3 protein-coding genes are annotated in these 15712 nt (G+C 60.3%); 1 reads left to right on the top strand and 2 read right to left on the bottom strand.

The window, feature by feature from the left end; genetic code table 11:
* Window positions 1-272: 272 nt before the first annotated feature.
* Both PseuLF5_RS04065 and arcD read right to left on the bottom strand, forming a co-directional pair.
* Window positions 273-815 (bottom strand): Hsp20/alpha crystallin family protein, encoded by a 543-nt coding sequence (locus PseuLF5_RS04065; RefSeq protein ID WP_340132987.1) that lies wholly within the window; start codon window positions 813-815, stop codon window positions 273-275.
* An 88-nt stretch (window positions 816-903) separates the two neighbouring features.
* Window positions 904-2397: an arginine-ornithine antiporter gene (arcD, locus tag PseuLF5_RS04060; RefSeq protein ID WP_340132986.1), complete on the bottom strand. Its 1494-nt coding sequence runs from the start codon at window positions 2395-2397 to the stop codon at window positions 904-906.
* Window positions 2398-3289: 892 nt separating this feature from the next.
* On the opposite strand from arcD, the gene PseuLF5_RS04055 reads away from it, so the two are divergent.
* On the top strand, window positions 3290-15700 hold the full coding sequence (locus tag PseuLF5_RS04055) for a two-partner secretion domain-containing protein (RefSeq protein ID WP_340132985.1): 12411 nt from the start codon (window positions 3290-3292) through the stop codon (window positions 15698-15700).
* Window positions 15701-15712: the final 12 nt, after the last annotated feature.

Genomic DNA, 15712 nt, shown 5'->3' with positions numbered 1-15712 from the left:
TGTCGATGTCAGCACCAGCCATGACTGGTTAATGGCCGGGCATCGGTCTGGTATCACTAAGTGTTTGCCCGATCCTGCCACCATCAACACTTTGTGGGGTCCTGGCCTTTGTAATGGTGCTGCTGATTGCGGGATTCTCCAGTTACCCGGGGATTCGAAAGATCCAGCGAGTCGGGCCTTTCGATATTTTTCGGAGGAACAGCACACGCTGTTTCGAGGCGACAAAAAGCCCCTTGCCGATTCTTCGGCAAAGGGGCAGGGCAGCCGGGGACTTATTCGCCTTTGATCGGCACGACTTTGTCCGCTTTCATGGCTTCAGGCTTTTTCGGCAGCGAGATGCTCAGCACGCCTTTGCTGAACCTCGCGTCGATTTTCTCGGCGTCGACGCCTTTGGGCAAGGTAAAGACCCGCTCGAAGGCACCATAGTGGCGCTCGCTGAGGTGGTAGCCCTTCCTTTTTTCTTCCTTGTCTTCTTTCTTTTCCCCTTTAATGATCAGGCTGCCATTCGACAGTTTGATCTCGATATTCTTCTGATCCATGCCGGGTAATTCGGCGCTGATTTCGAAGCTTTTATCTTTCTCGGTGATGTCCACGGCCGGCATGCCATGGCCGATGAGCTCACGACGCCAGAACGGTTCGGCGTCGAACAGACTACGACCAAAGGGCGACAGACCCGAACCACGGTTGAAGTCTTCGAACAGATGATCGACCTGCTGGCGTAATTTTTCCAAGGGACGCCAGAGGTCTGCAGCCAGCGGATGCTGGCTGGTACTGGTCTCGGTCTTTACAGGCATTTTCTTTACGGAGTCGCTCATTTCTTCATGCTCCTCTTAGATGGACGGCAGTCGGCAGACCTCCCTGTTCGCTCCCTGCCAGGACGAAACACATAGGCGAAACAGCGATTTACAGGGTCAGCGCCCCCGACCACAGCATCCAGCCGGCGTAAGCGGCTGCCGCCCAGATGATGAGCAGCAGGCCGATTTCGGGTGCGCTGAACGATCGCCCCTCACGCGCCTTGCGGGTTCCCAGGTAAATCAGCGAACCGGGTGCGTAGAGCAGCGCACTGAGCAACAGATATTTGGGGCCTGCGGCGTACAACAGCCATACGCAATAGAACGTGGCAACCAGAGAGACGACGATGTCGCGCAGTTGCAGTCCACGGTGGCCGGCGTAAGTCTGGCCTTGCCACGCCACTTTCAAGGCGTACACGCCGCTGAACAGGTAAGGCAGCAGAATCATCGACGTCGCCAGTGAGATCAGCGCCAGGTAACTGGCACTCGAATAAAGCGTCAGCAACAGAAACAATTGAATGCAACCGTTGGTGAGCCACAACGCGTTGGCGGGGACGCCACGCGTGTTTTCCTCACTCAGCGACAGGGGCATGACCTTTTCTCTGGCCGGTGTGAAGATCGATTCTGCAGCCAGTAAAGTCCATGCAAGGAGGGCGCCGCCCACCGAGATGATCAAGCCGATGCTGATCAACACCGCACCCCATGGGCCGACCGCTGCGAGAAGGACGCCTGCCATCGAAGGGTTCTTCAGGGCGGCCAGCTCTGGCTGTCTGAGTATGCCCAGCGACAGTAAGGACACCGCAATCAACAGCAATAAGGTGATGACAAAGCCAATGACTGTGGCACGTCCGACATCGGCGCGTTTTGCGGCTCGAGCGGAGAACACGCTGGCACCCTCAATGCCGATGAACACCCAGACGGTAACCAGCATGGTGCTTTTGACTTGATCCAGAGTGCTGCCCAATGCTGGCGAGCCCCAGAAGTCAATGTTGAAGGTTTGGCGCTGGAACGCCGCGACTACCAGACCGATAAACAGCAACAACGGAACAATCTTGGCCATTGTCGTCAGCGCATTGGCTCGCGCAGCCGTACGCATGCCCCTCAGAATCATCCAGTGCAGCAACCACAACACCACGGACGCCCCGGCAATCGCAGCCTTGTTATTGCCCTCACCAAACAGCGGGAAAAAATAACTCAGCGCAGCAAACAGAATGACGAGGTAACTGACATTGCCAATCCACGCGCTGATCCAGTAGCCCCAGGCTGAGTTGAAGCCAAGAAAGTCACCCCCCAATGCTCGGGCATAGGCAAACACGCCATTGTCCAGGGCAGGCTGGCGGTTGGACAGGTTCTGATAGACCAGCGCCAGCGATAACATGCCGACCCCGGTGATCAACCAGCCTATCAGTATCGCCCCGGCGCCCGCGCTGGCGGCCATGTTCTGGGGCAGGCTGAAAATACCGCTGCCGATCATCGAACCCACCACAAGGGCGATCAGCAGGCTGAGCGACAAGCGTCTGGGCTCGACTTTACGGAGGCTGACATTCAGAGGTTGCGGCTTGGCGGGCGGAACGATGGGTTGAATGTCTTGCAGTTGAATAGCCATGACTCGCCTCCACGAAGACAAAGTTGTTTGCATCGGCCGCGGACGTTGAACTTCAATCTCGGCGAGAAGGGCGTTTCAGTGCTTGATAAATGTCAATTCAGAGGAGAACAGCGTTCACAGAAATTGGCGGCCGTCTTCCGGTTGGCCGACGGTTCACCGCGTCCCGCTCACTTCGAGGGAGCGGGTGTAAGACTCATGGATAACTCAGTGGCCCGCTGGAAGCGTTTCCGAGGTACAGGGCCTTGCATCAAAGACTATCCGGATCGCCAAAGAACATTTTGACTGGGCTCTAAAACGGTAGCTTCAGGTCAAAAAAAGTGCGTTGTGCCCCAATTTTTGCCCCCAGTCGCATGCGATGCACGAGCAATTGCGAGCGCGCACCCTGGCAGTGATCCTGCGTGGGACTTGATGGCTTTCGGTGGCGCAGCCCTTTTGAAACTGGCTGGTTCGCCCGCCTTGCAAATGCTCACTGGCTGCCAATCTGCCGGTATCTACTGATGTATCCAGGACAAGAAACGCATCCAGGAACCGGGTGTACCTGACGCACACAGCGGATCTTCTCTGAACCTGCGGCAATTACCAATCATGCCCACGTTGGAACTGGGAACGATGGAACCCTTGTGGCGAGAGGCCCCCGTCGGCTTTGATCGCCCCCGGCAACGTGATTTTCCGGCATGTATCGGGACTCAAATATTTTCCGAAATTTCATTGACGCCATTGTTTTGTCTCTTTAGCATCGTGATGTCATTTTGATGTTACCGCTTGTTTCGAGGGGTCGGCCGAGGTTTTCACTTGCCGACTGTATCCGGCCGGGTGGCTGCCCGTCGTACACGATCTCCTTGCAGTTGAGCGTCTTCTCACCCTGCGTTTCATCTGATTCGAGATTCCTGACATGGACGTCCGCCAGTCCGCGCTTCTTGCGCGCCAGCCTTCCGCTGCCCTGAAAAACCGTGAGCACTTCCTCGGACTTCCCAAGCGCGGCTTGGCGTTTCTACTGGCGAACGTCATGTTCTGGCAGCCGCTATGGGCGCAGGCGGACGGTATTGTGGTCAGCGCGCCGGGGACGACGCTCGGTCAGGCAGGCAATGGCGTGCCCATCGTCAACATCGCCCGGCCCAACGGCAGCGGCCTGTCCCACAACCAATTCCAGGATTACAACGTCGGCAGCAACGGCGTGATCCTCAACAACGCCACCGCCCGCACCCAGTCCACGCAACTGGGCGGGATCATCCTCGGTAACCCGAACTTCAACGGCACGGCCGCCACGACCATCCTCAACGAAGTCAACGGCGGTAACCCCAGCCAGTTACGCGGCTACACCGAAGTGGCGGGGCAGTCGGCCCATGTGATCGTCGCTAACCCTTATGGCATCAGTTGCAGCGGCTGCGGTTTTATCAACACACCCCAGGCGACCCTGACCACCGGCAAGGCGGTGATTACCAACGGCCAGGTGTCGGGTTATCAGGTCGACCAGGGCAGCGTTTCCATCGAAGGTGCCGGGCTTAACGCCAACAATATCGACCGCTTCGAAATCATCACCCGCTCGGTCAGGCTCAATGCCGAGATCCAGGCGAAGAACCTGGCGATCATCGCCGGCGCCAACGATGTCGATGCCCAGACGTTGAAAGCAACGGCACGCACCGCCAATCCCGCCACTGCCCCGCAACTGGCGATCGATTCCTCGGCCCTCGGCGGCATGTACGCCGGCGCCATCAAACTGGTGGGTACCGAAGCCGGTGTCGGGGTAAAACTCGACGGCAAAATGGTCGCCAGCGGTGGCGATATCCAGCTCGACGCCAACGGGCACCTGAGCATGGTCGGCACGGCGGCGACCGGCGCGGTCAACGTCAAGGCCCAGAGCCTGGAGACCAAAGGCCCGGTCTACGCCGGTACCACCCTGGACATGAAAACCCAGGGCGACCTGACCAGCCAGAACAACCTCGTCGCCAAGGACCGCATCACCCTCGCCAGCGGCGGCCAGTTGACCAACAACGGAATCATCGAAGCGGGGGTTAATCTCGATAACACCCGCAACACCGACGCCGATATCAGCATCAGCGCGCAGCGCCTCAACAACCTCGGCAAGAACATCATTGCCAGCCGTGACCTCGACATCACCACCACCCAGACCCTGAACAACCAGGGCGGCACCCTCAGCGGGCAGCGGCAGACCACCGTCACCGCCGGCACCCTCGACAACCAGAACAAGGGCCGGGTGCTCAGCGTCGATCGTCTGACCTTGACCACCGACAAGGCCGTGAACGGCCAGGACGGTCTGATCTCCAGCAACGGCGACCTGGTGGTCAACGTCGGCGCGCTCGGCAATCGCGGCGGGGAAATTTCCAGCCTGGCCGATGTCACCCTGAATGTCGCCAGCCTCGACAATACCTCCGGCCTGATCGCGGCTGACAAGGGGCTCAGTCTCAAGGCCAGCGGTGCGATCAATAACCGTGATGGCACCTTGTCGAGTTCAACCCTGGCCACCCTGAAGGCCGTCAGCCTGGACAATACTCGGGGGCAGATCACCGGCGATCTGGGCTTAAGCATCGACCTCAGCGACGCCTTGGATAACCATGGTGGGATCCTGGGTTCCGGCAAGGCCTTGACCCTGGCCGCCGCCAGCCTCGACAACCGCGCGGCGGGCACAGTGCTTGCGGCGGACGGCAAGCTGAGCGCCACCCTCAACGGCGCATTCGATAACCGCGAACAGGGCAAGCTGCGCGCCACGGGCAGCATCGAACTGAACGCCAGCAGCCTGGACAACCGCGGCGGCAGCCTGGCGGGCAAGGATCACCTGACCTTGCGCGGCGGTTCGGCGGACAATCGTAGCGGCCTGATCCAGGCCGACAAGGACCTCAAGCTGCTGGTCGATCAGTTGGACAACCGCGACAAGGGCAATCTTGTCGCCAAGGCGGCCATCGGCTTCGAAGGCACCCGCCTGGACAACAGCGGCGGTCTGCTCAGCGCAGTCGGACCGATCAGTCTCAAGGCCAAGGAGGTCGCCAACACCTTAGGCCGTATTGCCAGCCAGGGCGACCTCGAAGCCAGCATCGACAGTCTGAGCCAGCAGGGTGGGGCGCTGGTGGCCCAGGGTTCTCTGCTGCTGACCGGCAAGAGTCTCGACAACCGTAATGGCGGTACGGTCGCCAGCACCCAGGGCCTGACCGTCAATGTGGGGCAGATCGACAACCGTGCCGGCGAGATGTCCAGCACCCGCAGCAGCGTCAGTGTCAGCGGACAGCGCCTGGATAACAGCGATGGCGGCAAGCTGCTGACTGAGACCGACCTCGGCGTTGTCGTGGCGCAAGTGATCAACCAGAACAAGGGCCACCTGTTCGCCAGGGGCAGTGTCAATCTGAACGGCACGACCCTGGATAACAGCGGCGGGAACATCTCCGCCCTCCAGGGCCTGGATATCCGCCTCGATGGCGCGCTGCTCAACAACACCGGCTTGCTCAGCAGCGAAGGCGCCCTGGGTCTCAAGGTCGGCAGCCTGGACAACACGGCCGGCAAGCTCGGCAGTGCCGCCGACCTGTCGATCGACAGCCTGGGGGCGTTGCTCAATCAGGGCGGTTCGATCCTCACGGACCAGGGCCTGGTACTCGCCAGCAGCAGCCTCGACAACAGCCGCAAAGGCCTGATCAGCGGCAAGGGTGCCACCCGCGTCACCACCGGCACCCTCGACAACAGCCAGGGAGGCCGGCTGACCAGCGACGACCGCCTGGACCTGACGGCGACCCAGGTCAGCAATGGTGCTTCCGGCCGTATTGCCAGTGCCAAGGACCTGACCGCCAGCGTCACCGGCCTCGACCAGCAGGGCGGCGAACTGTTCAGCAAGACCCAACTGAGCCTGGACCTGCACAACGGCCGCCTGGACAACAGCGGCGGCCTGATCAACGGCCCGCTGCTGGTGCTGAAGAACCTCGACGAGGTGGTCAACCGGGGCGGTGAAATCTCCAGTGCCCAAGTCTTTGCCCTGGCCGCGAAAAGCCTCGACAACAGCAACGGCAAGCTGCTGAGCAACCAGGGCCTGACCCTGCGTATCGATCAGGCGCTGAGCAACATCAAGGGCCTGGTGGCCGCGGCTTCTCTCGACAGTCGTAGCGCCAGCCTGGACAACAGCCAGGGCCTGATCAGCAGCGGGGGGGCTGTCGACCTGGGTGTGAGCGGGGCGTTTATCAACCAGGGCGGTACCCTGGTGGGCGACGGCGCGATCCTGTTGACGGCCAACAGCCTGGATAACAGCAACGGTGCCGTCTCCGGCAAGGCCGATGTCACGGCGAACATTGCCGCCCTGGACAACCGCAACGGCAAGCTGATCGCCAGCGACGCGCTGATCCTGAGCGGTGCCTCCGTGGATAACCGTCAGAACGGTCTGGTAGGGGCGACAAAAGCGCTGACACTCGATGTCGACGCTATCGACAACCGCGGCGGTGAACTCTCCAGCAGTGCCGATATTCGCCTGATCGGCAAGCGCCTGGACAATAGCGACAGCGGCAAGCTCCTTGCCGATACGACGCTGACACTCGAAATGGCTGAGGTACTCAACCGCAACCTGGGACTGCTCAAGGGCAAGACCGGCGTCACGCTGGACGGCCAGACCCTCGACAATGCCGGCGGCCAACTACTCAGCGACCAGGATGCACGACTCACCCTCGGCGCTGACCTCGACAACAGCGGTGGCCTGATCAGCAGCGAAGGCCGGCTGGACGTCAGCAGCGCCGGGCTGGCCAACACTGCCGGCAGCCTGTCGAGTGCCGGGGCTCTCAAGGTCAAGGCCAACGGTGCATTGGGCAATCAGGGCGGACGTCTGGTCAGTGACAGCAGCATCAACCTGAGCAGTACCAGTCTTGACAACACCCAGCTGGGAGTGATTAGCGGTAAAGGTGCGGTCACTGTCAGTACCGGCGCCTATGACAATCGCACCGGCAGCCTGAGCAGCAGCGACAGCCTCACCTTGACGGCAGGGCAGGTCAGCAACCAGAACGGCCGCATCGGCAGCGACAAGGCCCTGGTCGCCAGCGTCACCGGCCTGGACCAGCAGGACGGCAAGCTCTTCAGCAACACGGCACTGACCCTGGACCTGAACAACGGCCAGTTGAACAACCAGAACGGTCTGATCAACGCGCCGTCACTGGTGCTCGACAACCTCAAGGGCGTGAACAACCAGGGCGGTGAAATCTCCAGTGCCCAAGCCTTCGCACTGACCGCCGACAGCCTGGACAACAGCAATGGCAAACTGCTGAGCAACCAGGCCGTGACCCTGCGGATCAACCAGGCGCTGGCCAACCTCAAGGGCCAGATCGCCGCCGCTGCGCTCGATATCCGCGCCGCCAGCCTCGACAACAGTGGCGGTACCGTCACCAGCCGTGGCGACCTCGACCTGACCACCAGTGGTCAACTGAGCAATCGCAGCCAGGGTCTGATCAACGCCGCTCAAGCCTTGAAACTCAGCAGCGCCGACCTCGACAACCAGGGCGGCGCCTTGCTCGGTGCCGGCGCCGTGACCCTCAACGCCATGGCCCTGAGCAACAGTGGCAGGGGCCTGATCAACAGCCAGGGCGGTCTGACGATCAACGCCAGCAGCCTGGACTCCGGCAATGGCGGTGAAGTCTCGGCCAAGGGCGATATCGACCTGACCCTCGGCGCCCTGGCCCAGAACGGTGGTCGCTTGCTCGGCGGCCAGGCCATCCGCCTCGACCTGGCGGGTGGTGATCTCGACAACCGCAACGGCCTGCTCAACGCCAAGGGCACCCTGACCCTCAATCGTCTGCGCGACCTGAACAACCAGGGTGGCGAGCTTTCCAGCAACCAGAGCTTCAACCTCGTCGGACGGACGCTGGACAACAGCGGTGGCAAGCTGATCAGCAACAACCAGTTGGGCGTGACCGGCAACAGCCTGCTCAACCAGGGCGGCCTGATTTCCGGCTGGCAGGGACTGGCCGTCAACGGCGCGAGCCTGGACAACCGCAACAGCGGCACCTTGTCCAGCCGCAACGGCAACCTTGGTGTCAACGTCAGCGGCGCATTGCTCAACAGCAATGCCGGTGCGCTGGTCAGCCAGCAGGCCTTGACCGTCAACGCCGCCAGCCTCGACAACAGCGCCGGCATTCTATCCAGTGGCGGCGCCCAGCAGCTGACAGTCAGCGGCCTGTTGAACAACGCCCTGGGCGGCTCCATCGACAGCGGTGCGGCCCTGACCCTGCAAGCCATGGCCCTGAACAACAGCGGCACCATCAGCGCGCAGCAGAGCATCGGTTTCACCGGCACCAACCTGGATAACAGCAACGGCGCCCTGGCCGGCAAGGGCGCGGTCAGCCTCGATCTGCTCGGTGCCCTGACCAACACCAACGGCAAGCTCGCCAGCGCCGGGCCGCTGGTGATCAGCCGCAGCAGCCAGATCGGCAACCAGGGCGGCCAACTGGTCAGCCAGGGCTTGCTGAGCCTGATCACCGGCAGTCTGGACAACCGCAATCGCGGTACCGTCGCGGCCAATGACAACCTCGTCATCAGCAGCACTGGCGCGGTACAGAACAACAGCGACGGCCTGATCTACAGCCAGAACGGCGACGTCCGCGTCGACGCCACGAGCCTCGCCAACGGCAAGGGTTCCTTGCAAGGGCAGGGTGCACTGAACCTGACGGTCAGCGGCGATATCGACAACCAGAGCGGCAGGCTGATTGCCCAGAATGGCGACCTGACCGTCAGCGCGGCCAACCTCGACAACCGTGGCGGCATCCTGGCCAGCGTCAAGGGCGCCCTCGAAGCCCGTATCGTCGGCGTGCTGAAAAACGGCTATGACCTGGGCAACAACCGCCAGGGCGGCATCGTCCAGGCCCAGCGCCTGAACCTCGGCGCCCTGGGTGGTATCGATAACTATGGCGGGCGGATCGCGGCGCAGAGCAGCGATGCCTTGGTCACCACCGCCGACTTCGATAACCGCAATGGCGGTCTTTACGCCAAGGGCCTGGTGCAGGTCAGTGGCAACAGCTTCGACAACAGTGGCGACAACGGCGGGCAGATCGCCGGCCAGCGCATCGACCTCAGCCTCAACGGCGCGCTGAACAATCGCCTGGGTGTCATTGAAAGCGACAGCACCCTGCGCGTACGTGCAGCCAGCCTCGACAACCAGACCGGCCAGATCCGTGCACTGGGCACCAGCGGCAAGACCGACTTCCAGATCGGCGGCCTGTTCGACAACCGCAACGGCAAGCTGGAAACCGCCAACAGCGACCTCACCCTCAATGCCGGCGGCTTCCAGAACCTAGGCGGCAGCCTGCTGCATGTGGGCAACGGCACCTTTGATATCAGCACCGCCAATATCACCAATGCCGGCGGCAGCCTGGTGACCCGTGGCGGCCTGACGCTCACGGCGGACAGTTGGACCAACAGCAGCGTAATCCAGGCCGGGCGCCTGACGGTGAACGTCAACACTCTCAACCAGACGGCGGGTGGACAACTGCTAGCCTCCGACAGCCTGACCGGCAACGGCGGCAATTGGAACAACGATGGGCTGATCGCCAGCGATGGGACTGCGAACCTGAACCTGAGTGGCAGCTACAACGGCCATGGACGTTATACCAGCCTGAATACGCTGGGCCTGACAGCCGCCTCGTTCAACCTGGGCAGCACAGGCAGCATCGCCGGAGGGGCCGATACTCTGATCAACGTCGGTGGGCAGGCGAATAACTACGGCCGAATCACTTCGGCTGCCGGGATGAGGGTGAACGCCGGGTCGATCAACAACTACGGAACCTTGGGCAGCAACGCCAACCTGCTGCTGAATACCCCTGGCTTACTGAACGAAAATGGCCTGATCTTCAGCGGCGGCGACACAAAGTTACAGGTCAACGGTTTCACTAACCATACGGCACAACTCTACAGTCTGGGTACCGTCAGTATCGAAGGCTATGGGGGGCAGGCTCAGTCGGCTCAAGTCACCAATATCTCCGGGTCGTTGGAGAGTATTGGTAGATTCAGCATAAATGCCGCCAGCTTCGAAAACCGCACAGAAGGTTTTAGCCTGGGGCGCAAACTGGTTTCAGCGCTTATCGCCATCAAATGTCTGGACTGTTCGGGGGGGGACTATGATCTCAGCATCGCCGTTCGTGAGACTTACGAAGGACAGGACAACGACACCAGTGCGGCGGCCTTGCTTTCAGCAGGCGGTGACTTTGTTTTTAGCGGTGGCAACTTTCTCAATAGCAAGAGTACCGTCAGTGCAGGCGGCAACATTTCCATCCAGGCAAGCAACCTGACCAACGTAGGGTCGATGGGCGGCATCATCGAGCGCACGCGCAGTTATCGCACACAAGCGATTGATAACGGTAGTGCCCTTGCCTTTGTCAACCAGGCGGTCAGCTACAACGCGCGAAATGATCCCGACTACCCGAACATTTACTACATCAATGACTCTGGCGGCCTGAGCAAGGCGATTGCCGAGACTTATGAGCGCCCTGTCCCTGTAGGAAGCCCCGGAACGACGTCTCCGGCTGTTCGGTTCAGGGATGCCGTGACGGGCCAGTTGGTAACCACATTGGCCTTCGGTACCCGGTACGGGCTGAACCAACAGTCCCAGTATGATCCTAATAACCTGATGGCGCTGCCTGCTCAATTGCAGTCGTACACCCAGACCGGTGACGTTGAAGTTTCGAGAGATGGCAGTGGTTCAGGGCGCAGTGCAATTATCCAGGCAGGTGGCAAGGTTTCGATTACTGCGTCCCAGAATCTGAACAACAGCGTCATTCACCAGGATTACGGGGTCGGTTCGGGCGCCAACAAAGTCCTCAGTGCGCAAGCGGCCGGCACCGGCACGCCCGTCGTGATCCGGCTCAATGCCCAGTTGCCGCCGGACCTTGCCAAGCAGCAGGTCAATCCCCTGGTTCTACCGGGATTCAGCCTGCCAACCGGACAAAACGGCCTGTTCCGCCTGAGTGGGCAGGGCGGTTCGGCGACGCAGGCCAGCCAGGCCAACGCGGGGCCCCAATCCTGGAGCATGGGCAGCGCGGCGGTGAGCAGTGCCCAGCGCCAGCAGGGAGCGGATGGCGTCCAGGCGCGCAACCTGCAGTTCACCGATGCGGCGCGGATCGCCGCGAGCAATCTTCAACTCGAACAAAATACGCGCCAGGCCACGGGCAGCGGTGTCTCCGGCAGCATGATCAGTGTCGGCACGCCGGGTGATACCGGCAGTGTCCAGTTGCCGGGGCAGGGCGGGGCGGTGTCCTCGGTGGGCAGCCAGGTCATCAATCGGGTGCAGGGTTTGCCGGACACCTCGGGCCGGTCCAATCCGCAGAAGTACCTGATCGAAACCAACCCGGTGCTGACCGAGCTCAGGCAGTTCATGAGCTCGGACTACCTGCTGGCGAACCTCGGCTACAACCCTGATGAAAGCGCCAAGCGCCTGGGCGATGGTTTCTATGAACAGAAGCTGATCCAGCAGGCGGTGGTCGCGCGCACCGGTCAACGTTTTATCGACGGTCAGACCTCCGACGAAGCGCTCTACAAATACCTGATGGACAACGCCATCAAGAGCAAGCAGCAGCTCGACCTGTCGGTGGGGGTCAGCCTGACCTCCCAGCAGGTCGCGGCGCTGACCCACGATATCGTCTGGCTCGAAGAACATGAGGTGAATGGCGAGAAGGTCCTGGTGCCGGTGCTGTATCTGGCCCAGGCCACCAATCGCCTGGCACCGAACGGGGCCTTGATCCAAGGATCGGACGTTACACTGATCGCCGGCAAGGACCTGAACAACGCCGGTACCCTGCGTGCCAGCAACAACCTGGCGGCCACGGCCGGCAACGACTTGGTCAACAGTGGTCTGATCGAGGCCGGTAACCGTCTGGACCTGCTGGCCGGTAACGACATCATCAACAAGGCGGGCGGAGTCATCGCGGGGGGCGATGTCAGCATGACCGCGATTGCCGGTGACGTGATCAACCAGCGCATGGTGACCGGCACCGACATACGCTACAAGGGAGAAAACGCGCACAGCGAGTATGTCGACAGCGGGTCTCGAATAGAAGCTGCGAACGACCTGACCATCAAGGCCGCGCGGGACTTCGTCAGCGCTGGCAGCACCTTGCAAAGTGGTGGCGACACCACGATCACCGCCGGTCGGGATGCTTTCATCGCGGCCGCCGAACAGCACAACAGCGTTGTGGCCGGCGCCAAGAGCAGCAGCGTTACCCAGTATGGCTCGGATCTGACGGTGGGGCGTGACCTCTCTGTCCAGGCGGGGCGTGATCTGGCGGTGGTTGCCAGCCAGATAGAGGCAAATCGGAACATCGATTTCGGCGCAGGCGAAAACCTTACGGTGGCTTCGGCTGCCGATGAAAGCCATTCGTATTCCAAGTCGAAGAAAGTCACGAAACAGGAAGATCACGTCAAACAGATTTCCAGTGTCGTGAATGCCGGGCAAGACGTTTCTTTCAATGCTGGCAAAGATATGGCGCTGATCTCGAGTCGGATCAATGCCGGTAACGAGGCCTACCTGGCAGCGGTTGGACAACTCGATGTACTGGCGGCCCAGGATACGGATTACTCGCTGTATGACAAAAAAGACAAGGGCAGTTGGGGGCGCAAGCAGACCCGTCACGATGAGGTGACAAAAACCATCAACGTTGGCACCCAGATCACCACGGGGAGTGATCTGACGCTGGTCAGTGGTGGTGACCAACGTTATCAGGTCGCGAAGCTTGAAAGTGGCGCGGATCTGACACTGAGAAGTGGCGGAGCCATCACCTTCGAGGGCGTCAAGGATCTGAGCCAGGAAAGCCACGAGAAGACCAACAACAGCCTCGCGTGGAATTCCTCGAAGGGTAAGGGGCATACCGACGAAACCCTGCGTCAGAGCGAGTTGATCCGCAAGGGTGACCTGGCGATCACTGCCGCCAAGGGCGTGCATATCGACATCAAGCAGATTGACCAGAAGACGGTCAGCCAGACCATTGATGCGATGGTTCAGGCGGACCCTCAGTTGGCCTGGCTCAAAGAAGCCGAGCAGCGTGGCGATGTCGATTGGCAGCGCGTGAAAGAGGTCCACGACTCCTTCAAATACAGCAACTCCGGCATGGGCACGGGGGCAATGCTGGCGGTGGTTATTATCGTAACAGTGCTGACGGCGGGTTCAGCAACTGCCGCTACCGTTGGCGCCAGCGCAAGCGGGGCCGCGACAGCCGTGGGGATCAGTGCGACCACCGCCGCCGCGATTGGTGCGGCTGCATCGGCAGCCTACACCGCTGCAGTTGTCCAGTCAGTGGTCAGTACGATAAACAACAAAGGCAACCTGGGCGCGGTTCTCAAGGACGTCACCTCGACGGAAAGCCTCAAGGGGTATTTGACAAGCGGGCTGGTTGCGGGCTTTGCATCGGGGGTGCTGGACAAGGCATTCGGTGTTTCCGCCGAAAATGCCAGTAAAGCGACCCACGGCTTTGAACTGGCCAGCACTGATGGTCTTACCAAATTTGTCGGTTACACCTTGGCTGAAAAGGGCTTTGGCGCGGTTACCAATACCGCGATCAATGGTGGCAGCCTCAAGAGCAATCTTGCCCAGGCCAGTATCAGCGCGGCCGCCGATGTCCTTTCAGCCTCCATCTATAACCGGTTGGGTACCCAACTGGAGTTCACCGGGATCCCGGCCAAGGTCGGTGCGCATGCGATTGTCGGTGGCCTGATTGCGGAAGCAGCGGGCGGCAGCTTCCGGACAGGGGCTTTGGCAGCCGGTGCCAATGAAGCTTTTGTCGCTTCGGTCGGCGACAAGATCTTCGTGGGCGACATGCATGATCAATTGCTGGCGATGACCTCGCAGTTGATCGGCGTAACGGTTTCGGCAGCAGTCGGCGGCTCGGATAAAGAACAGGAAGTGGCGGGCTGGGTCACCCAGCAGGCCACCAAGTTCAACAGCCTCGATCACCCGACCGCCGAGCGATTGCTTAACGAACTGAAGGCTTGCAAGGCCGGTGGCAATTGCACCGAGGGTAAGCAGCGCGACCTTATCAGCAAGTTTGAAGAAATCTCGGCCGAACGCTCGCAGTTGATCGACCTGTGCGAAACCCGGGCCTGTGTCGAAGGCCTGAAAGCCAACACCATTGCCATGGACGACCCGGTTGCGCAGGAGTTGCTCAGCTTCTACCGGAACAAGGTCTCCTATGACATGACCGGGATGCTGGTGGGCAATCCAGGGCTGATCGCACAACCGGCCCAAGGGTATGACCCTTGGGGTAATACCTATGTGACCGATGACCAGATCATCACGGCCAAGTACATCAAGGAAGGCTGGTTGACGCCCGCCGAGAGCGCCAATCTCAGGGAGTGGGAGAACAAGACCTCCTGGCTGGACGATGCGGCAGGTCGCAAACTCAGCGTGGCCGAAAGAGCCGCCATGATCAGCAACATGGGCTATACGTTGCTGACCGAGGGGTGGGGGACCAAAGTTGTTGCGGGTATCGGTAAAGGTGGGAAGACCGGCAATGGCGTCTCTAAGGATGCCGATGGCTTCGGTGTGAATCCAGGGGCCGGAAAAGGACCGTGCTGCTTCGCTGCCGGCACCATGGTCGCCACCCCTTCGGGTGCCAAGGCGATCGAAACGCTCAATGTTGGCGATATCGTCTGGAGCAAGCCTGAGAACGGAGGTGAGCCATTTGCGGCCGCCATTCTGGCGACCCACAAACGCTCCGACCAGCCTATCTACAAGCTCAGACTCACGAGCATCCGTGCAGACGGTGCCGCTGAGAGTGAAACGCTGCTGGTAACGCCTTCGCATCCGTTCTATGTACCGGCAAAGCATGACTTTATTCCCGTTATTGACCTTGAAGCGGGTGATTTGCTCCAGTCTCTAGGGGATGGTGCAAGCGAGAATGTGTCGACACGGGTCACGTCTCTGGAGCTGTTTCAACCGCAGGGCAAAACCTACAACCTCACGGTCGATATCGGTCATACGTTCTATGTTGGTAAACTGAAAACATGGGTACACAACACTGGACCGTGTCCGATCAACACTCGTTTTATTGAGGGTGCTACAGTTGTCGATCAGAAAACAGGAAAAGTCTACCAAGGTACTGTGGATCTTGGTCCGACATTAGATCGGATAAAATCAGGTGGTTCCTATCCGCACAGGAACGATGGCTCTGTATTTAGGAATAACAAAGGGGACTTGCCAGTGCAGCCTGCGGGGTACTATACGGAATATGTGCATCCTTCTGCGGGTATTTCAGGCCCTGGGCCGCAGCGTATCGTTGTTGGAAAGGGGGGGGAGATGTATTACACGTCTGATCATTATAAAACTTTTATTTTAATAAAAAATTGAGGAAGAGTTGCA

It is taken from the genome of Pseudomonas sp. LF-5, from assembly GCF_037626295.1.
Lineage (GTDB): Bacteria > Pseudomonadota > Gammaproteobacteria > Pseudomonadales > Pseudomonadaceae > Aquipseudomonas > Aquipseudomonas monsensis.
Note: the sequence above shows the minus strand (reverse complement) of the source record. Positions and strands in the feature narration are given on the sequence as shown.